The sequence below is a fragment of the Enterococcus sp. AZ077 genome, assembly GCF_051714965.1.
GTDB classification, from domain to species: domain Bacteria; phylum Bacillota; class Bacilli; order Lactobacillales; family Enterococcaceae; genus Enterococcus_B; species Enterococcus_B hirae.
Window position 1 is genome coordinate 938,777 of sequence record NZ_JBIOSX010000001.1, and the last position, 22,128, is coordinate 960,904.

The window sequence follows — 22,128 nt, forward strand, 5'->3', positions numbered from 1 at the left end:
CGCCGTAAATAACGAATTAAAAGTATAGCACAAAAAGTGAGAAAAAGGTATCTTTGACTATTCGTTTGAAGGAAAGTGAAAGAAGAAAATCAATGAGAGTGAGAGTTGTTTTCAGTTAAGTGTAAATAGTTTTCATTCTAGTTCTAAGTCAGTATCCTAAAATTGTAGGGAGTGAACAATATGACACATTTTAAAAAATTTTCAATCACTGTTTTGATTGGAATGACGGCACTTATTTGCGAATTTATTTTTAAACGACCCACACTTGCATTTCTGATTATCGCGATCACGGGTGGTATTTTGGCTTTCTTTATGTTTATTGAGATGATTAAAACATTACGTTCAGGTAAATATGGTGTGGACATTCTTGCTATCACAGCGATTGTTGCGACATTAGTGGTAGGAGAGTACTGGGCCAGTTTGATGATCCTGATCATGTTGACTGGCGGAGACAGTTTGGAAGACTATGCCAATAAAAAAGCTAGTCGAGAATTGCAAACGTTATTGGACAATACACCACGCACAGCGCATCAATTGATGAATGACCAATTGAAAGATATTCCAGTAGAAGCTGTTGAGATCAATGATTTATTAGTGGTGAAACCAGGAGAATTAGTGCCCGTTGACGGAAAGGTAGTGAAAGGTGAGTCGCAATTTGATGAGTCTTCATTAACGGGTGAAGCCAAACTTGTATTAAAAAAAGCAGGCGATGAACTGATGTCTGGCTCAGTCAATGGGGACGGTTCCGTTCAAATGATCGTTGAAAGAAGAGCAGCTGATAGTCAATACCAACAAATTATTAAATTGGTCGAAGAATCAAAAGAAAAACCAGCTCATTTTGTTCGCTTAGCGGATCGCTATGCGGTGCCTTTTACATTGATCGCTTATTTGATCGGAGGTATTTCCTGGTGGGTCACGAAGAATCCTGTTCGTTTCGCAGAAGTTCTCGTTGTTGCTTCACCTTGTCCTTTGATTTTAGCTGCACCGATTGCTTTAGTGGCTGGAATGAGTCGTTCAAGTAAAAACGGAATCGTCATCAAAACAGGAACTGCTGTGGAAAAATTAGCACGAACCAAGACAGTTGCATTTGATAAAACGGGTACCATCACTAAAGGGGTCCTCGAAGTAGCAAGTATTCATCCAGAAGTTGGTGTAACATCAGAAACGCTCTTGGTCTATGCGGCAAGTGCCGAACAAGAATCAAGTCATATCTTAGCCCGATCACTAGTCCATGAAGTCGATAACGAAAAGTTATTGCCAGTGAATGAATTAAAAGAGATCACGGGGCAAGGAATACAAGCTAGAGTAGATGGACATTTCGTTAAAGTTGGCAGAGCTTCATTTGTCGGTGCCAAAGAAAGCCAATCTACTAAAACAGCTATCTATGTTGCAATTGATGACCATTTTTCGGGTACGATCTTATTTTCAGACGTGCTGCGTCCAGAAGCACAAGCAACGATTGAACAATTGAAAACAATGGGTGTAGCGGATTTGATGATGATCACAGGGGATGGACCGGCTATCGCTGAATCAATTGCAAAGGAGGTTGGGCTCACGGCTGTTCATGCTCGTTGTTTGCCGCAGGACAAATTGAATATCCTTGAGAGTATTCCCGAAAGTGAACGTCCCGTAACGATGGTGGGCGATGGGGTCAACGATGCTCCAGCTTTGACGATCGCAGATGTTGGAATAGCCATGGGCGCACACGGATCAACGGCAGCTAGTGAAAGTGCTGATGCGGTGATACTAAAAGATGATTTGACAAAAGTTGCTACTGCTATAACGATTTCCAGAGATACGATGAAAGTAGCGAAACAATCTGTTTTAATCGGTATTTTTATTTGTGTTTTTTTAATGCTGGTTGCTAGTACGGGTGTAATCCCCGCTTTGTTTGGAGCGGTTCTCCAAGAAGTGGTAGACACTGTTTCGATTTTAAGTGCGTTGCGGGCTAAAAATGAGCGATCCCACACGTAACATCAGAAAAGATCTTTTCTCTTTGCTTTTTTTGCGGTATGATCATAGCATAGAAGAAGGGTTGAAAAGACCACTTACATTTAAGATAGCAATTATTAAAAGGAGACGAGACAATGCCATTTGTACACGTAGAACTAGTTGAAGGACGTAGTCCAGAACAATTAGAAAATATGATGAAAGATATTACAGAAGCTGTTCATAAAAATACCCAAGCACCAAAAGAACATATCCATGTGATTATCAATGAAATGAAAAAAGGCACTTATGGTGTAAATGGTGAATGGAAAAAATAAGTCACACCCACACTTGATTTTTCTTTTTATTAGTGGTTAAATAAACACATAGTTGATTGATGAGAAAGACAACTGAATTTGAGAGTCTTCGATAAGAGAGGAAAAGCCAGGCTGAAACTTTTCCAGAAGAAAACCAAAGGATGACCACTTTCGAAACCTTTGTTGAAACAAAGGCGGTCGTACCGTTATAACGCTCAAGGAACGTGTAAACGTTCGAAATTAGGTGGAACCACGAATCTTTCGTCCTAGTATCTCTTTTATGAGGTGCTGGGACTTTTTTATTGGTGTCAACTCATTCAATCAAAAAATCAAAGGAGGCTATTTTAATGATAAAAATTACTTTTCCAGATGGCGCAGTGAAAGAGTTTGATGCGGGAATCACGACTGCTGAGATTGCTGCAGGTATTTCTAAAAGTTTAGCTAAAAAAGCATTAGCCGGTAAAGTGAACGGTCAATTGATTGACTTGAATCGTGGCATCGAAGAAGATGCATCAATCGAGATCGTTACACCTGACCACGAAGATGCATTAGCATTGGTACGTCACTCAACCGCACACTTGATGGCACAAGCTATGAGACGCTTGTACCCAAATATCCATTTCGGTGTCGGACCAGCAATCGATTCAGGATTTTACTATGACACAGACAACGGTGAAAACCAAATCAGTGCCGAAGATCTTCCAGCAATCGAAGCAGAAATGATGAAAATCGTGAAAGAAAACTTACCGATCGAACGTAAAGTTCTTTCTAAAGAAGAAACTCTGGAAATCTTTGCAAGTGATCCTTATAAAGTAGAATTGATCAGTGAATTACCAGATGAGGAAGTAATCACTGCTTATCAACAAGGGGAATTTATCGATTTATGCCGTGGACCACATGTCCCATCAACCGGTCGTATCCAAGTCTTCAAACTATTATCTGTAGCTGGAGCTTACTGGCGTGGAAATTCAAACAATCAAATGATGCAACGTGTCTATGGGACAGCATTCTTTGATAAAAAAGACTTAAAAGAATTTATTCGTCTACGTGAAGAAGCAAAAGAAAGAGACCACCGTAAATTAGGAAAAGAACTAGATCTATTTATGGTATCACCACAAGTTGGCTCAGGCTTACCATTCTGGTTACCTAAAGGTGCAACGATTCGTCGAACAATTGAACGTTATATCGTTGATAAAGAAATCAGCTTAGGTTACCAACATGTCTACACACCAATCATGGGAGATGTAGAATTGTATAAAACATCAGGTCACTGGGATCATTACCAAGAAGACATGTTCCCACCAATGGATATGGGTGATGGTGAAATGTTAGTTCTTCGTCCGATGAACTGTCCGCATCATATGATGGTCTATAAAAATGCGATCCATTCCTACCGCGAATTACCAATCCGTATCGCTGAACTAGGCATGATGCACCGTTACGAAAAATCAGGTGCGCTATCAGGTTTACAGCGTGTTCGTGAAATGACATTGAACGATGGGCATACCTTTGTACGTCCTGATCAAATCAAAGATGAGTTTAAACGTACGTTGGAATTGATGGTCGCAGTTTACGCTGACTTCAATATTACAGACTATCGTTTCCGTTTGAGCTATCGCGATCCGAACAACACGGATAAATATTTTGATGATGATGCTATGTGGGAAAAAGCGCAAGTGATGTTAAAAGCCGCAATGGATGAATTGGAATTGGAATACTTCGAAGCAGAAGGAGAAGCTGCTTTCTATGGTCCAAAATTGGATGTTCAGGTCAAAACAGCTTTAGGAACAGAAGAAACATTATCAACGATCCAATTAGACTTCTTGCTTCCAGAACGCTTTGATTTAACTTATGTTGGTGAAGATGGTGAAAATACACATCGTCCAGTAGTTATCCACCGTGGGATCGTTTCAACGATGGAACGTTTTGTTGCTTATTTAACTGAAGTTTACAAAGGAGCTTTCCCAACTTGGTTAGCACCGATCCAAGCAACGATCATTCCTGTTTCAGTTGAAGCGCATAGTGACTATGCTTATGAAATCAAGGAACGTCTACAAATGAAAGGTCTACGTGTCGAAGTAGATGACCGCAATGAAAAAATGGGTTATAAGATTCGTGCATCACAAACACAAAAAATACCATATCAACTAGTCGTTGGTGATAAAGAAGTGGCTGATGCAACGGTCAATATTCGCCGATATGGTAGCAAAGAAACTTCGGTAGAAGATCTCAACATGTTCGTTGATGCGATGGTTGCTGAAGTCCAAAATTATAGTAGACAAGGTTAATTTCAATAGTCGAAAAAGTGACCTGACTACCCTAGAATGTAAGATCAAACCGATGGTATCGAAAATCGAAAACGATTTTTGATACCATCGGTTTTTTACTAAGTGAATTGTTACGCTTCTCCCATATCTTTTTAAGAGTTAAAGCTAAATCGTGCAATTTGAAACAACAAAGCGATAATGAGAATCTTTTTTTCTGAAATTACGAAAAGATGAATAAGCAAGCCTTTCATCTTATGCTATTATTAGGTTGAAAAGGAAAAAAGGAGGGCTGAAAATGGGAACTTTTTTTACAAATAAAAGGCTAAATAAAAAAGGAAATAACGTAGCTCAAAATGAGTTAAGCGAGCAAACAAACGAAATGCAGTCAAAACAAGCCAATCGTAAAAAAAAGAACTTAGCAGTAAATTTAATCGTAAAAATTGAACATGCGATTAAACAAAGGAGTCAACATAAATCCACGAATCAAAAAAATTCGAAGTCCGTTGGTCCCGCTAAACGAATGTTGGAATTGATTAGGCGAGATTTTTCTATGCTTGAGAAAGTACTAAATAATACTTACCAGGAAATCCATAAGCTTGACCGCTCTTTCAGAACAAAAATGATCAGTTACATAAGAAACGATCGGAAAAGAATGGCAACAAAAATTCGTGCGTTCAAAACAACTTTGATTCCTCATAAAAGTAATTTTACGAATCAAATCGAAATAGCTCCTCGTGCTAAGAATGAAATGGAGAATATTTTACCTATAACGAAAATCAAAATGAAACAAAGAAATGAAGAGCAGACTAAACTTGGTCTCAGAAAAAATTTGTTTAAGCAGTTTTTCAAACGACTGTTATATTCCAATAGCCAAAAAATGAGGAATCAAGACCTAAACAAAATAGTAGTAGAAAAAATACAGCAAGAAAAATATGAAGAAAAACAAGTGTTGTTAACAATGGAACAAATATTAGCAAGATCGTCAAATAGAAATAATATGCCAGAACAACTTTTCAGTCGATCAATACAACCATTCGAGAATACTAAGGAAGAAAGACTAGCACAAATAAGTGAGAAAATCCAACATGCTATGAACTTCTCAACTTCTAGGAATCAATTAGGAGCAGCACATGCGGAACACCAACTCTAAAAGTTCTGTCATGACATCATTTATAAATTAGAGTTAAATACTCGTGACTTCTATCAAGAGTATTCAACGTGAGACAACAAAATTTTCATGATAAAGAGTGCAACTATCATATGAATGATAGGATAACCAGGAGCTGCAATCGTCCATTCTTCTTGAAAATTAATCTTTTATCTAAGAGTCCAAGGCTTGCCTTGGGCTTTATTGCTGTAGCCGAACCTCATCAATTATTTTTTAGCCTCATACTTTTTCTCCAACATTTATTTACAGATGATGACAAAATTTTCTTGTCAGACGTCACGATCTTATTAGTGGGATATGGTATACTTAGCTAGACTGGAAGAGAAAAAGGAAGTGAGACAAATGAGCGTTATTAGCCGTATTGAGAGCATGATGGAGGAGTATTCTTCAACTGAAAAAAAGCTCGCTGATTATATCATCAAAAATGTAGAAAAAATTCCCACGATGACTGCGAACGAGTTAGCAGAAGCTGCTGGGTTAAGTGCGCCCACAGTTGTCCGATTTTCCAAAAAAATTGGGTTTCAAAGTTTGACTGACTTCAAAATAAATATTTCGACCGAGTTACAAACCGGTATCGTTGAAGGCTTCAGTGATATTCATCCAAACGAATCATTTTATTCGATCAAACACATTTTGGGAAATAATGCGCAAGTGGCAATCAAAGAAACGGTGGACATTTTAAATGAAGAAAAAATTCAAGAAGTGGTTGAGACCCTGGAAAGTGCTGAAACAGTCTTTTTATATGGCGTGGGCGCTTCATCTTTAGTGGTGGAAGACATTTTGCAAAAATGGTCTAGAGTAGGCAAACCCATTATTTTTGAAAAAGATATCCATGTTTTACTTCCTCAATTAGTAAGCAATGAAACCAAAAAAGTATTATGGTTAGTCTCCAATTCTGGTAGTAGCGCGGATGTCGTAGCAGTTGGAGAAATCGCAAAAGATTTAGGGATTGAGGTAATTGCTTTAACGCAATTTGGAAATAATCCTTTAAGTAAGTTGGCGGATGTTGTTGTACAAACCTCACGTCCAAAGGAAATTACCAATCGAAGCGCTGCTACAAATTCTTTGCTGGCTCAGTTTGTTACTATCGATATTATTTTTTATTTATATATGACAAAGAATGAACAGTTGAAGGAAAAAGTTCGTGAAACCAGACAAGTAATTAAAGGATACTTTGGTTCAAAACGGTAAGAGCATTATAAAAAGTTTTCCACAGTAAAAATATCATTTGTTGTGTTTCACGATAAGAAAATGATAAATTAAATAAAAAACTTTATTTTTTAAAGGTTTGAATTGTTTGAAAACTTGACACGATTTTATCCTGTGAAACAAAAAAAGAATATCAACTTGAAATAAGTTAAAGAATTTATTAGTGATTTTCGTTTCTTCTTTTTTATTTCAAGAAATTTAGGTACAATGAAACATAACCGTAAGTAGGAAAAAGATAGGAATGATGAGAGAGTTTATGAAAAAACTATTAAACAATTCATGGATGGATAAATTGAAAAAAGGTGCACAAGAGCCGAAAAACAAAACATTTCGACGTTCACATGTCCCTTTTCGGTTGAATTTTCTTTTTTTCATCATATTTACATTATTCGTCGCATTGATTGCACGATTAGGTTATCTACAAATCGTTAATGGCGAAGCAATGGAAGCCAAAGTGAAATCATCATCGACACTAACGATCCAAACCAGTTCTCCGAGGGGGATGATTTACGATTCGACAGGTAAACCATTGGTGACGAACCAAGCGAATCAAGCAATTACTTTCACCAGAGGAACAAAAATGACGGCAGAGGATCTGCTTAAAGTAGCGACAAGACTAAATCAATTAATCAATGTGCCAGTTGATGAAAATTTAACTGAACGAGATAAAAAAGACTTTTGGTTAGCTGATCCTAAGCATTTGAAAGAAGCAACGGAACGCTTAACAGCAAAGGAAAAACAACTTGATTCCAGCGATCAATACAAAGCGTTAGTTGATAAAGTAACCGATAGTGAAATCAACTTCAATGAAGAACAATTAAAAATCGCGACGATTTTTAAACGCATGAATAGTGCGTATGAGTTGAACACGGTATTTATCAAAAATTCAGGTGTGACTGATCAAGAATTAGCGGTTGTTTCCGAACATGCTTCAGAACTACCTGGAGTATCCACAGGAACCGACTGGACACGTCAATACACGGCTGCTGACTCAATCAAAAGTATTTTAGGTAGTGTGACAACAGAAAAACAAGGTTTACCAGCTGATGAAGTAGATGAATACTTAGCTAAAGGCTATTCTCGTAATGATCGTGTGGGACAAAGTTACCTTGAAAAGCAATATGAAGATGTTTTACAAGGAACAAAAACCCAATATGAAGTAACCCTCGATAGTAATGGGAATGTAACGAATCAAAAAGAAATCTTTGCTGGTGAAAAAGGGTCCAACCTCATGTTGTCTCTTAACGCTGATTTCCAAGCCAAAGTCGAAAATATCTTAAAGACAAACTACCAAAAATTAGTGGATAGTGGAAAAGCAACTTATTCGCCAGGGGCGTATGCAGTAGCGATGAATCCACAAACCGGTGAGATATTGGCTATGACAGGATTTAGCCACCAAGAAGGGTCCAAAGAGTTGACAGAAAATGCTTTGGGGAATATTACTAGCGCCTTTACTCCAGGGTCAGTAGTCAAAGCAGGTACGTTAACTGCTGGTTGGCAAACGAATGTGATCTCAGGTAACCAAGTATTAGTCGATGAGCCAATCAAATTACAAGGCTCTTCTGAAAAGAGCTCGGTCTTTAACCGAAGCGGGCGTATTGCAATCAATGCAGTCAAAGCACTTGAACTATCATCGAATACGTATATGATCAAAGTTGCGTTGAAAATGCTGGGATTGGAATATACACCAAATATGGGACTTCCTTCATTAAATGAAGAGTCAAAAGCCTATGAAGAATTACGTAAAGCGTTCAAACAGTTTGGTTTAGGAACAAAAACTGGGATTGATCTACCAAATGAATCACCAGGGATTTCTCGTTCTGTTGATTTTATGAAGAAATTTAATGCAGATAATGGTGCTCAATGGTACACACCAGGTAACTTTACTGACTTAGCTTTTGGTCAGTTTGATACCTATACACCGATCCAATTAGCGCAATATGCTTCAACTGTAGCCAATGGTGGTAAGAGAATCCAACCTCGTTTAGTCAAGGGAATCTATGGAAATGATGAAAATGGGAACCTTGGTCCGGTGAAAAAAGAGCTGGAAACAAAAGTCGAAGATACCGTTGATATTTCTCCAGCTGATATGTCGATCCTTCGTGAAGGATTCCATCAAGTTGTTCATGGAACAGATGCGTATACGACAGCTAAACCTTTAGCTAGTGCAAAAATGGATTTGTCTGCTAAGACTGGTACAGCCGAAACTGTAGCTGAAGGTCATCCAGATATTACCACAGTAAATAGTAATATCGTGGCCTATGGTCCGAGTGATAACCCACAAATTGCAATTAGTGTCGTTCTACCGAACTTATTAGATGAAAAAGATCATATGAATCTAGTCATTGCAAAAGAAATCATGGACACTTACTACGATATGTTCATGGCAAAATAAAAAGACCAACAACTAAAAAGACCGTTCCAGAGAAATACAATTTGTTTTCTCTGGAACGGTATTTTTTTGATTTTAAAGGGCTAATAAGTCTTCTAAATACGTAGCTAGGCCATCTTCTTGGTTGGTGTGTTCAGTGACATCGTTAGCAACGCCTTTTAATTGATCGGTACCATTTTTCATTGCAACTCCCCAGCCAGCATATTCTAATAGTTCCAAATCGTTATGTTCGTCACCAAAAGCAATGACATCTTTTTGATCGATATCAAGGTAATTGGCAATGCGATGAACGCCTTTGGCTTTTTCAATTCCTTTAGAAACGATTTCTAAAATGGCCATTGGTCCTCCCCAAGTACGAACATCAACAAAATGACCGAATTGACGGGTTAATTCAGCTGAAACTTGTTCAGCATAGCATTTTTCTGTTCGAACCAGTAAAGAGGTTGGATCAGTTGTCAGATTTTTAGGCGATAATAAATTTTGAGGGCTAGGATTTGATGCAGCAAAAATTTTTTCATCAAAAAAATCAAAGCTGTCAATAAAATAAGTTTCACGATTTTCTGCAGCAATGAAATCTAAATTCAATTGGCGTTTTTGAGCTAAAATCTCGAATACGATGCGTTTATCGATCGAGGTTTCTTTTTCATGAGCCCAATATTGATTAGGGATATGTACTAAAGCACCGTTAAAGTTGACCATCGGTGTAGACAATCCTAATTGCTGATAATAATGATAACTCATTCGGAAGGGGCGCCCAGTAGCAATACTGACATGGTGACCAGCGTTAATCGCTTTTTTTAATGTTTCTTCAGTTTTTGAAGTAATGATTGAATCCGGATTTAAAGTTGTTCCGTCTAAATCAATGGCAATGAGCTTTCTATTCAAAAATGTCATTCCTTTCAATGCTAGTATGTGTTTCAGTCTAGCACATATATTTTTTTTAACAAGGTGCAAATGTAAGGGAAAAAGAAGTCTTTTTTAAATTAAAGAGAACGGATACATTTTGTTCAATAACCATTTATAAGGCAAAACACGAACATTAAGCATTTTTTTATTGCTTTTTTTAATGATTTTATTGAAAAGCGAACGAATTGTAATTATAATCAATAATTGTTCGACGTAAACGGAATAATTGACTTATTTTATTTTATTATTTGATTTTACGTCAAAAAAATTCAGGGAGTGGAAATTTTTTATGGAAAAGTTTTTCCAATTAAAGAAAAATAAGACAAATGTACCAACAGAAATCATGGCTGGGGTTACGACATTCTTTGCAATGAGTTATATCTTATTTGTAAATCCAACCATTTTGTCAGCATCAGGGATGCCTTTTCAGGCAGTGTTCTTAGCAACAATCATCGCTTCGATCATTGGTACTTTGGTAATGGGGTTGTTTGCAAATGTACCGTATGCGCAAGCACCTGGAATGGGATTAAATGCCTTTTTTACTTTTACAGTAGTTTTTGGATTAGGTTATTCTTGGCAACAAGCTTTAGCGATGGTCTTTATTTGTGGGATGGTCAACATTTTTATTACTGTGACCAAAATACGAAAATTGATCATTCATTCCATTCCTGAAAGTCTACAACATGCGATTGGAGGCGGGATCGGGATCTTTGTCGCTTATGTTGGGATCAAAAATGCAGGATTTCTCTCTTTTTCAGCTGATCAGGCAGCAATCACTAGTTCGGTGGTTGACGGAGGCAAGGCAACGAATGTCACAATCAATGGTGGGATCGTTCCAGCTTTAGCCAACTTCAATAATGCACCGATTTTATTAGCTGTGATCGGTTTGATTTTAACAGCGATCCTGGTGGTAAAAAATGTTCGTGGTGCGATGTTGATCGGGATCGTGGCAACCACTATCTTAGGGATTATGATGGGGGTCGTTGATTTAAGTACGATTGATTGGCAAGCTAATTCATTAGGAAGTTCATTCAAAGAATTAGGCACGACTTTTGGTGCTGCTTTTGGACCAGAGGGGATGCAATCATTATTTAGTGATTCTTCAAAGATTCCACAAGTAATCATGACAATCATTGCGTTTAGTTTATCGGATACATTTGATACGATTGGGACGTTCATTGGAACAGGTCGCCGTACGGGGATCTTCTCAAAAGAAGATGAAGAAGCATTAGAAGATGGCAAAGGTTTCAAGACAAAAATGGATAAAGCGCTCTTTGCCGATGCCATTGCGACATCTGTAGGAGCAATCTTTGGAACATCAAATACGACGACTTATGTAGAATCTGCTGCAGGTATCGGTGCTGGTGGACGAACAGGTTTGACCTCAGTAGTGGTTGCAGTCTTATTTGCATTAAGTAGTTTCTTTTCACCATTGATTTCTATCGTTCCAACTCAAGCAACTGCACCTGCATTGATTTTAGTTGGTGTGATGATGATGGCTTCATTCACAGATATCAATTGGCTTGACCTGGAAGAAGCACTACCAGCATTCTTTGCTTCAATCTTTATGGGATTATGTTATAGCATCTCTTATGGGATTGCTGTCGGCTTCATTTTTTACACGATCGTCAAAGTAATCAAAGGGAAATTCAAAGAAATTTCAATCCCATTATGGATCGTTGTGGTCTTGTTTATCCTTAACTTTATTATTTTAGCAACGATGTAAACCAGCCTAACTGGTAGCTGAACTATTTTCTTAAAGAACCAGCTAAAAAGTCAGGAAACAGCAACATGAGTAAGTTTACAATAAAAAGTAGCACAAACTTAATAAGAAAAAACACTTTTTGCATCGCCGTTTGAATGATTCGAAAAAAGTAGTATTTGCACTCTTAACGATTTTATATAGTTGTTAAGAGTGTTTTTTTGTAACATAAGATTTTCACTGTTAAGATAGTAAATAAGTAGAAGATAGTACTGCTCGGAACAAAGCCTTTCGTTTATATAGTAACAATACATAATTTATGCTGTTTCAAAAAGAAATTTTTTGCAAAGAAACATAAAGAAATGAGGATGATCAATGAAGATACAATGGAAGAAAAATTTATTCGTGGCTTGGATCGGCTGCTTTTTTACAGGGGCTAGTTTTAGTTTAGTTATGCCATTTATTCCTGTATATGTAGAACAATTGGGTACACCAAGTGATCAAGTTGAGTTGTTTTCCGGTCTAGCGATATCTGTTACTGCCTTTGCTTCAGCTATCGTAGCGCCAATATGGGGGAATTTGGCAGATCGTAAAGGGCGAAAGCTCATGATGATCCGAGCTGCCGCAGGGATGACGGTAACGATGGGATCGTTGGCCTTTGTTCCCAATGCGTATTGGTTACTGGTCATGCGTTTTTTAAATGGCATTTTATCAGGTTATATTCCTAACGCGACTGCGATGATTGCTTCACAAGCGCCAAAAGAAAAAAGCGGTTGGGCATTAGGAACTTTATCGACTGGAGCAATTGCCGGCAGTTTGATCGGACCATCAATGGGAGGGGCGTTGGCGCAGTGGTTTGGTATGGAGAATGTTTTCTTGATTACTGGGGTATTATTACTTGTGACAACACTTTTAACCATTTTCTTGGTAAAAGAAGATTTTCAACCAGTAGAAAAAAATGATATGATCAGTACAAAAGAAATCTTTGCCAAAATGGATCATTTATCCATTCTGATCGGATTATTTGTGACCACTTTGATTCTTCAAATTGGTATCACAACTATCAGTCCTATTTTGACCCTATATATTCGTGAGCTAAGCGGGAATTCAGGAAATATTTTATTTGTTAGTGGGTTAATCGTTTCGATTTCAGGTGTGTCTGCAGTTTTTTCATCTCCTAAACTAGGGAAATTAGGGGATAAAATAGGGAACCAAAAAGTACTGCTTGCAGGGCTAACCTTATCTTTTTGTTGCTACTTGCCCATGGCTATTGTAGCAACCCCTTTACAGTTGGGGATCTTACGGTTTATTCTTGGTTTTTCAACGGGAGCGTTAATGCCATCCATCAATACACTCATCAGTAAGATCACGCCGCCAGAAGGAGTGAGTCGAATCTATAGTTACAATCAAATGTGTAGTAATTTTGGACAAGTCTTTGGACCGATGGTGGGCTCGACGGTTGCGCATGCCTTTAACTATCGCGCAGTGTTCATTGCTACAAGTCTCTTTGTTTTATCTAATATCTTATTATCTTTATTTAACTTCAGAAAAGTTCTTCGACAACGCTTCTGATCAGATGATGAAAAGATCGTGTGTCGCTGTCTTTAAAACCTCGCAGTTCCGATGACACTAGGGAAGAATTTGTTGAAATAACCGCTCATGTTTTGAGAAATTCAGGCTTATTTCAAGGAACAACAATTATTCATTTTTGCGCATGATAAAGAGCCCGGGACGACCTTTTGTCCCAGGCTTAACTTTTCCACTCCAAAAAGTTAATGGAAAGCGAAATGATTTTATCAAAATACATAAAAAGGATGAGACTGCGTCCCACCCTCATTTGGCTTTTATGAATGTGATGAGGCTTCTTTTCTAGGAGTTGCCAATGCACCAAGTAAAATGACAACAACGCCTGCAACCAATGAAATAATCGTTGTTAAAGTAAAATCATAGCCACCGCTTGTAAGAGCCCCACCAATGTAACCTACGACTTGACCTAAGACAAATGACCAAAATAATGTGACGATATATCGCATAAAGAACACCTCTTTTCTAAGCTTAGTTTACCAGAATTTTGCTGAATGTAAAGAAAGCTAGTTGTAAAAAAACAAGTTTTATGATTTAACCAGTCCATGTGATAAAATAATAAAAATGCAAATCAAAGAGAATGATTACAAATGCGTTGTCGTTTATCCTATATTCATAGTAGATAAATGAACGCATTGATTAATTGTCTAACTATACAAAAGGTGGAATGACCATGTTTTTCCCACAATTATATACAAAAACCTCCTATTCGCTGTTGCAAAGCACGATCAGGATCCAAGATTATGTCCAAAAGGCAAAAGCACTAGGTTATACAGTCCTAGGAATAACTGATCAAGATGTACTGTATGGGATACCTGAGTTTTATCAAACATGTATCAAAGAAGGAATAAAGCCAATTGTTGGCATGCTCCTTACTTATACTTATGAGTCCCAAGCTTTTGATTTATTGGTATATGCGAAAGATGGCGTTGGCTACCAGCAATTGATGAAGCTGTCGAGTAAAAAAATGATTCAAGAAAGTCTCGCATTATCAGAATTTACGGAATCAGATCATTTGATTTTCGTCGTTCCTCCCCAACATTCTGTAGTAGCTGAATTTAATCAAACGGAGACCTTTACTGCCCATTGGCAAGCACTCAAAGAAAAAGTAGGTCGACAAGATTTTTATGTTGGAATCGCTGAAAGTTTCTCAGAACTACCAAGTGGTTGGGTAACGTTCCTAGCAGAAAACAATTATTCCTTATGTGCATTACAACCTATTGCCAGCTTAAGACAAGAAGAACTGTTTGCGCTTGAGACGATGAAACATCTTCGAGCTGGGAGCCAACTTTCTATGGAAGCAATCAACCAACAAAAGATAGAAACTAAAACAGGTTTTTTACTTGCTGAAAATGAAATGATCCAACGGTTTAATGAAGCACAGTTGGCTGATGCGCTAGAGGGTGCGCAACGTTTAGCTCAATCGGTTTCCTTTGAATTTCAATTTCATCAAAAGCTGCTACCTCATTACCCAGTACCAGATCAGAAAAGTGCTGGTCAGTACCTTGATGAATTGTGCCAAGCAAAATTAGCAGAGCGAGTCGAAGAAATCACTCCTAAATATCAAGAGCGTCTAGCATATGAGTTGTCGATTATCCATCAAATGGGCTTTGATGATTATTTCTTGATCGTGTGGGACGTCATGGCGTTTGCTCATCGAGAAAAAATCGTGACTGGCGCTGGACGAGGATCAGCGGCTGGTTCATTAGTTGCATATATCTTGGAGATCACCGATGTCGATCCTTTGCAATATGAGTTGCTTTTTGAGCGTTTCTTAAACCCAGAACGTTATACGATGCCAGATATCGATTTGGATATCCCTGATAATCGTAGAGAAGAAGTCTTGAATTATGTCAGAGAAAAATATGGACAATACCATATGGCGCAAATTGCAACGTTTGGGACGATGGCGGCTAAGATGGTGTTAAGGGACGTGGCTCGTGTCTTTGGTTTATCACAAAGCGAAGCCAATCGATGGTCCAAGGCGATCCCTAATCAGTTGAAAATTACCTTACCCGAAGCATATCGGACATCGAAACCCTTAGTGGAGTTAGTTCAGTTAAGTGAAAAAAATCAATTACTATTTAAAACAGCTTCGATTTTAGAAGGATTGCCTCGACATGTCTCGACTCACGCAGCGGGTGTTGTGATCAGTGATAAGAATCTATTAGATCTGGTTCCATTACAAAAAGGATCAGATGAAGCATTTTTAACTCAATATACGATGAATGACGTGGAAGCGATCGGACTACTCAAAATGGATTTTTTAGGATTGCGAAATCTTTCGATCATTGATTACGCATTGAAAGCTATTAAAAAAGTAGAAAAGAAAGAAATTCGATTGAAACAAATTCCTTTAAATGATCCTAAGACACTTTTTCTCTTTCAACAAGGAGATACTACAGGGGTTTTCCAATTTGAATCTGCGGGTATTCGCAATGTTTTACGCCGATTAGGACCAGAAACAATTGAAGATATTGCGGCAGTCAATGCGTTATATCGTCCAGGACCAATGCAAAATATCGATACGTTTATTTCCCGCAAAAAAGGAAAAGAAACGATCCATTATCCTGATGATTCCTTAATGCCTATTTTAAAAAACACATATGGTGTCATCGTGTATCAGGAACAGATTATGCAAATCGCTGCAAAGATGGCTGGTTTTTCTTTGGGCCAATCGGATATTTTGCGTCGGGCAATCAGTAAAAAGAAAAAAGAAGTGATTGACAAAGAGCGGGAACACTTTGTCAGTGGGGCAGTAAGTCAGGGCTATTCGAAAGAAAAAGCGGTCGAAGTCTATGACTATATCGAACGTTTTGCCAATTATGGTTTCAATCGCTCGCATGCGTTTGCTTATTCATTTGTTGGGTTCCAAATGGCGTACCTCAAAGCCCACCATCCAGGCGCATTTTTTGTTAGTCTACTAAATTCGGTTCGACACAATACGACCAAATTAAAAGAATACATCGCTGAGGCAAGAAAGAAAAAATTAAAACTAGCAGCACCTTCCATTAATCAGAGCTATTATGGCTTTGAGCTGATTAATCCAGAAGAGATTCGTTTTGGTCTAACTGCGATCAAAGGTGTCCGAAAAGACTTCATTGAGGATATCTTAAAAGATCGAAAAGAAAATGGCGCTTATCAATCAGTGGATCAATTCTTGATTCGTTTAGATAAACGCTGGCTAAAATTAGAGTTGATCCAGTCATTAGTAGCAGTAGGTGTGTTTGATGAATTGGCACCAAACCGAAAACAATTGATGCTCGATTTAGAAGGAAAAATACAAAACATCATTTATAGTGGTGGAAGCTTAGATCTCCTAGGGATCATGGCTTTAAAAGAAGAAGAAGTGGCTGACTATTCTTTAGAAGAAAAGCTGCAATTAGAAGAGGAATATTTAGGCGTTTATCTTTCAGGGCACCCAACAGAAGGCTATGAACGCTTGAAATTAGCTAAAAAAATCCGGTTAATTACTGAAGTTATTCCGAAACAAACAGTCAGTGTATTAGTGATGATTAAAAATATCCGTGAAATCAGAACTAAAAAAGGGGAGTTGATGGCTTTTGTTGAAGGAACAGATATCAGTGGAGAAATCACGATCACTGTATTCCCCAAATCCTATCGACAATTTCGTTCATTGTTTGAGTTGAATAAAGTGATCTTTGTTCAAGGACGAACAGAAACGAGTAAATACAACCAAGAGTTGCAATTGATTGGCGAAAATTTTGCTGATCCTGTAGAATTAGAAGAACAATATCAAGATCAGACTTGCTACTTACGAATCAAAGAAGAATTTGACGATCCGCAAACGATGAAACAATTGCAAACTATTTTTCAGAAACATTCTGGGTACATTCCAGTCGTGATGTACCATGAAAAGAATCAACGGAAAGTAGTGCTGGCAGAAGCTTATTGGGTCGATGGAAGTAAGAGCTTGAAGAGTCAATTAGCTTACTTGCTCCAACCAGAAAATGTTGTTTTCAAATAACTTACGGTAAAATATACTATTTGCTTTCATTTTTTTTCATTTTTTTATCAGTAAATCAAGACAATTGCTAAAAATAATGTTAGAATGTTAGTCGTGGTTAACGCAAAGAAGGTTATTAACCTAAGCATTGCTTAGGATAAAGTATTTTAATGAGGTGAATGATTATTATGAAACGCATTGGAATTTTGACCAGTGGCGGAGACGCACCTGGAATGAATGCTGCTATTCGTGCCGTTGTTCGTAAAGGGATTTATGAAGGGCTCGAAGTATATGGAATCAACTATGGATTTGCTGGATTAGTTGCAGGAGATATTCGTCGTCTAGATGTTGCAGATGTGGGTGATAAAATCCAACGTGGTGGGACATTCTTGTACTCTGCACGTTACCCTGAATTTGCGACTGAAGAAGGTCAATTAAAAGGGATCGAACAATTGAAAAAATTCGGTATCGAAGGTTTAGTTGTTATCGGTGGAGATGGCTCTTACCATGGAGCAATGGCATTGACAAGACGTGGATTTCCAGCTGTTGGTGTTCCAGGAACAATTGACAACGATATTCCAGGAACTGATTTCACAATCGGTTTTGATACAGCAATCAACACAGTTTTAGAATCAATCGACCGCATTCGTGATACAGCAACTTCACACGTTCGTACGTTTGTTATTGAAGTAATGGGACGTAACGCTGGCGATATCGCATTATGGTCAGGTGTTGCCGGTGGCGCAGATGAAATTATCATTCCTGAACATGATTTTGATATGGCATCTGTGGCTAAAAAAATCCAAGAAGGCCGCGATCGTGGTAAAAAACATTGCTTGATCATCTTAGCAGAAGGCGTAATGGGCGGAAATGAATTTGCCGAAAAACTTTCTGAATATGGTGATTACCATACACGTGTATCCATTTTAGGACACGTAGTACGTGGTGGCTCACCTAGCGCACGTGACCGTGTGTTAGCAAGCAAATTTGGTGCTTATGCTGTTGACTTGCTTCGTGCAGGTAAAGGTGGTCTATGTGTGGGTATCCGCGACAATGAAATGGTCGCTGCAGATATCATCGAAACACTAGAAAGCAACAAACACAAACCAGACTTATCACTTTATGACTTAAATAACTCACTTTCATTCTAAGATTGAAAGCCTGTTATTTGAAATTTAAGCTATAGTTAAAAATAGGTATAGCTTGTTATCTTTGTATTTAGGCTTTAACCAGCTTTAAATAAACAAAATTGAATGGGAGAGTTTTGTAAAATGAAAAAAACCAAAATCGTTAGTACATTAGGACCAGCAAGTAATTCAGTAGAAACTATTTCTAAATTGATTGAATCTGGGGCAAATGTCTTCCGCTTTAACTTTTCACATGGTGATCATGAAGAACAATTATCACGTATGACAATGGTCCGTGAAGCAGTTAAAAAAACAGGTAAAGATGTAGGTATCCTTTTAGATACAAAAGGTGCTGAAATTCGTACAACTGTTCAAGGCACAACTGAAGCTGATTTTGGTCGTGCAGGATACATCAAATTTGAAGTAGGAGATAAAACTCGTATCTCAATGGATCCTGAACATGTAGGTTCAAAAGAAAAAATCGCTGTTACTTACCCTGGACTATTTGAAGACGTTCATGTAGGTGGACACATTTTATTCGATGATGGCTTGATCGATATGGAAATCATTGAAAAAGACGAAGCAACTCGTGAATTAGTTGTAGAAGTGAAGAATGCTGGAATGCTAGGATCTCGTAAAGGGGTTAATGCACCAGGCGTTTCAATCAGCTTACCAGGGATTACTCCTAAAGATGCAGATGATATTCGTTTTGGTCTAGATAACGATATCGACTTTATCGCTGCAAGTTTTGTTCGTAAAGCGCAAGACGTTTTAGATATTCGTGAAATTTTAGAAGAAAAAGATATGACACACGTTCAAATCTTCCCTAAAATTGAATCACAAGAAGGAATCGACAACATCGACGAAATCATCAAAGTTTCTGATGGTGTAATGATCGCTCGTGGTGACATGGGTGTTGAAATTCCTGCCGAATTAGTTCCAATGGTTCAAAAACGCATTATCAAAAAATGTAATGCAGCTGGTATCCCAGTAATCACAGCAACACAAATGTTGGAATCAATGCAAGAAAACCCACGTCCAACACGTGCAGAAGCTTCTGACGTTGCCAATGCCGTATTTGACGGAACTGATGCAACAATGTTATCAGGAGAATCAGCAAACGGTGACTACCCTGTAGAAGCTGTTGCAACAATGGCTCGTATTGACCAACAAGCTGAAAATGCATTATCAGAATTAGGTACTTTCCAATTAAACGAATTTGATAAAACTGATGTGACTGAAACAATCGGTCTATCTGTAGCACGCGCTGCTAAAAACTTAGGCGTTAAAACAATCGTAGCTGCAACTGAATCTGGTTATACAGCTAAAATGATCTCAAAATACCGTCCAGATGCTGACATCTTGGCTGTTACTTTTGACGAACGTACAAAACGTGGTTTGATGCTTAACTGGGGTGTTTACCCAACAGTTGCTGAAAAACCAACAACAACTGACGAAATGTTTGAATTAGCTGCTCAAAAAGCAGTTGACTTAGGCTTTGCTTCAGAAGGCGATTTGATCTTGATCACTGCTGGTGTACCAGTTGGTGAACGTGGAACAACTAACGTAATGAAAATTCAAATGATTGGTTCAAAATTATTAGAAGCTCAAGGCGTTGGTCAAAAATCAGTCGTTGCAAATGCAGTTGTTGCTTCATCAGCTGAAGAAGCAATCAAAAAAGCAAAAGACGGCATGGTTTTAGTTGTTCCAACAACTGATAAAGAATATATGCCTGCAATTGAAAAAGCAGCAGCAGTTATCGTTGAAGAAGGCGGATTGACTTCACACGCAGCAGTTGTAGGAATTGCACAAGACATTCCTGTAATCGTTGGTGCACAAGATGCAACTTCAACAATCACTGATGGCGAGTTAGTAACTGTAGACTCACGTCGTGGTATTGTATACCGTGGCGAAACAACAGCAATCTAATTGGCTTCGCTGATCATCAAAAAAGGATAAGACCTAGGTCTTATCCTTTTTTTGTTGATTTTTAGAGGGATCATGAGACAACATTCATTGTGGCAGAATGATCGTTCTAGTGTTTAGTCTACGGGTTTAAAACGAAATTTTTCTGATGTTACCTAAGGTGTCAATTAGAGAGGACCAGCAGACTACCGTCCAATCATAATTTATTGTTTATTCAAAAGTGTTAATTATTATTCATTTCTATTAATAGCCATTCAATTAAGATTTGTTCTTCTTTTGAGTTTTCATAAATTGTTGGATGACCTCAACCACATTTTCTTGTAAAGGAGTCGGAATTTGCTGAGTACGCTTAGCAAGTGAAATCAGAAAGTGCGGCTGGAGCTGATCGGAAAGTGGGATCGATACGAGATGATCTTCAGGGTGAATAGCAATTTCAGTTAAAAAACCAATCCCGATATTTTCTCGAATCATGCTTTTCAATATGGCTAAGTCATTGCTTTGGTAAACAACTTTAGGTTCAATATGTGCCTGTTTAGCTAACTTTTTAAAAGCTGCAGGATGAACGTAATGCTCGTTCAATAAAACGAATTGTTCAGCTGTTAGGTCGCTAAAAGAAATCGTTTGTCGGTCAGCGAAAGGATGAGTAGGAGCAACAACAATCATGAATCGCTTGTCTAAAAGTAATTCGATCTCTAATTTTTGATCGATAATTGGTTGGGTGGAGCCTAGGATCGCTAAATCGATTCTTCCTTGGTGGATCATGCCATACAAATCTCTAGAGCCACCATCTGTAATCTCAATTTGGTCCATTAGCTGAGATTTAATAAAATAACTGGATAATTTCGGAAAATATTCATTGCCAATGATTGGTGGCATTCCAAATCGTAATTTCTTTTTCTGCAATTGCGTAATCTCTGCTTTTGCCATCTTGATCTCTTGCAAGATAGATTGTGCATGGATAAATAACTGTTTGCCAGCAGGGGTAATCACTAATTCGTGGTGTGAACGATCTCTCGTGATAAGAACTGCGTCAAGTTCTTTTTCCAGGCGCTTAAGTGCGTAAGTGATCGTCGGTTGACTAACTTGAAAGTACTTGGCTACCTTGGTAAAATTCTTTTGCTTGACGATTTGAACATAATATTCGATATCTCGTGTGTTCATAACAAGCGTCTGCTCCTTTTTCTTATAAATATTGTTTATTGTAGTTCATCTTGAATACTTGAGCAAATAGAAACCATCAAGTATGTAAGCCACAGAACAACTTGTAGAAGAATTTAGCCGGATAAACGATCAAAACTGCTGTTTTTATACCGTTAGTTATCATTCTTGGTTAGTAAAAATCGTTCTTCTGTAGGAATGATCGAATGTTATTCTAAAAATCATCAGTTAATTTTTGGGGTAAACATATAGTTTACGAAACAATAAGGAGAAAAAGTCAAAATTTACAGAGAGTCTTTCACGTAATAGAGAAAAAGTTTAGTTAAAAAAATGGCTTCTCTATTAGTTGCGGGTTGCCATGGAAATTTGTTCGTAAATAAAAATAAGACAACATAACGAATAAATAAAAAAAATGTTTTTTAATGAAGTGTAAGGTGTCAAGAAAATTTCATTGACAAGGACCTTTTTGCCCTGTA

The 22,128-nt window shown here is 37.8% G+C and carries 14 protein-coding genes; 11 read left to right on the forward strand and 3 right to left on the reverse strand.

Features of this window, described 5'->3' with window-relative positions; translation table 11 throughout:
• Positions 1 to 180: 180 nt before the first annotated feature.
• The 6 genes from IGL28_RS04410 to IGL28_RS04435 all read left to right on the forward strand — a co-directional run bounded on the left by IGL28_RS04410 (position 181) and on the right by IGL28_RS04435 (position 9,285).
• Positions 181 to 1,974: a heavy metal translocating P-type ATPase gene (locus tag IGL28_RS04410; protein ID WP_081128644.1), complete on the forward strand. Its 1,794-nt coding sequence runs from the start codon at positions 181 to 183 to the stop codon at positions 1,972 to 1,974.
• Positions 1,975 to 2,087: 113 nt separating this feature from the next.
• Positions 2,088 to 2,267 carry a 2-hydroxymuconate tautomerase gene (locus IGL28_RS04415; RefSeq protein ID WP_002287649.1) on the forward strand — a complete coding sequence of 60 codons (180 nt, stop codon included), beginning with the start codon at positions 2,088 to 2,090 and terminating at the stop codon, positions 2,265 to 2,267.
• 326 nt (positions 2,268 to 2,593) lie between these two features.
• Positions 2,594 to 4,534: a threonine--tRNA ligase gene (thrS, locus tag IGL28_RS04420; protein WP_438843899.1), complete on the forward strand. Its 1,941-nt coding sequence runs from the start codon at positions 2,594 to 2,596 to the stop codon at positions 4,532 to 4,534.
• Between the two features lie 274 nt (positions 4,535 to 4,808).
• The gene (locus IGL28_RS04425; protein WP_081128648.1) at positions 4,809 to 5,663 is read left to right on the forward strand and encodes a hypothetical protein; all 855 of its coding nucleotides are present in this window, start codon (positions 4,809 to 4,811) and stop codon (positions 5,661 to 5,663) included.
• 360 nt (positions 5,664 to 6,023) lie between these two features.
• Entirely contained in the window at positions 6,024 to 6,872 is an 849-nt protein-coding gene (locus IGL28_RS04430; protein WP_010719648.1) for a MurR/RpiR family transcriptional regulator, read from the forward strand.
• 259 nt (positions 6,873 to 7,131) lie between these two features.
• Entirely contained in the window at positions 7,132 to 9,285 is a 2,154-nt protein-coding gene (locus IGL28_RS04435) for a peptidoglycan D,D-transpeptidase FtsI family protein (RefSeq protein ID WP_010738122.1), read from the forward strand.
• A gap of 72 nt (positions 9,286 to 9,357) precedes the next feature.
• Here the strand turns inward: IGL28_RS04435 and IGL28_RS04440 are convergent, their stop codons facing one another.
• Entirely contained in the window at positions 9,358 to 10,167 is an 810-nt protein-coding gene (locus IGL28_RS04440; protein WP_301554821.1) for a Cof-type HAD-IIB family hydrolase, read from the reverse strand.
• 310 nt (positions 10,168 to 10,477) lie between these two features.
• Between IGL28_RS04440 and IGL28_RS04445 the strand changes: the two genes are divergently transcribed.
• A complete protein-coding gene (locus tag IGL28_RS04445; RefSeq protein ID WP_034700533.1) occupies positions 10,478 to 11,914 on the forward strand; it encodes an NCS2 family permease in 1,437 nt (478 codons plus the stop codon).
• Positions 11,915 to 12,265: 351 nt separating this feature from the next.
• Entirely contained in the window at positions 12,266 to 13,462 is a 1,197-nt protein-coding gene (locus IGL28_RS04450; RefSeq protein WP_010738119.1) for a multidrug efflux MFS transporter, read from the forward strand.
• Between the two features lie 272 nt (positions 13,463 to 13,734).
• Here IGL28_RS04450 and IGL28_RS04455 read toward each other — a convergent pair whose 3' ends face one another.
• The gene (locus IGL28_RS04455; protein WP_010719643.1) at positions 13,735 to 13,923 is read right to left on the reverse strand and encodes a YjzD family protein; all 189 of its coding nucleotides are present in this window, start codon (positions 13,921 to 13,923) and stop codon (positions 13,735 to 13,737) included.
• A gap of 224 nt (positions 13,924 to 14,147) precedes the next feature.
• On the opposite strand from IGL28_RS04455, the gene dnaE reads away from it, so the two are divergent.
• The 3 genes from dnaE (at position 14,148) to pyk (ending at position 20,497) form a co-directional block, all read left to right on the forward strand.
• Positions 14,148 to 17,462 (forward strand): DNA polymerase III subunit alpha, encoded by a 3,315-nt coding sequence (dnaE, locus tag IGL28_RS04460; RefSeq protein ID WP_081128650.1) that lies wholly within the window; start codon positions 14,148 to 14,150, stop codon positions 17,460 to 17,462.
• A gap of 167 nt (positions 17,463 to 17,629) precedes the next feature.
• Positions 17,630 to 18,592 carry a 6-phosphofructokinase gene (gene pfkA, locus IGL28_RS04465; RefSeq protein WP_010719641.1) on the forward strand — a complete coding sequence of 321 codons (963 nt, stop codon included), beginning with the start codon at positions 17,630 to 17,632 and terminating at the stop codon, positions 18,590 to 18,592.
• A 120-nt stretch (positions 18,593 to 18,712) separates the two neighbouring features.
• Positions 18,713 to 20,497 carry a pyruvate kinase gene (pyk, locus tag IGL28_RS04470; RefSeq protein ID WP_010719640.1) on the forward strand — a complete coding sequence of 595 codons (1,785 nt, stop codon included), beginning with the start codon at positions 18,713 to 18,715 and terminating at the stop codon, positions 20,495 to 20,497.
• Between the two features lie 255 nt (positions 20,498 to 20,752).
• Here pyk and IGL28_RS04475 read toward each other — a convergent pair whose 3' ends face one another.
• Complete coding sequence (locus IGL28_RS04475; protein ID WP_053765615.1) at positions 20,753 to 21,655, reverse strand: LysR family transcriptional regulator; 903 nt, start codon at positions 21,653 to 21,655, stop codon at positions 20,753 to 20,755.
• Positions 21,656 to 22,128 lie beyond the last annotated feature (473 nt).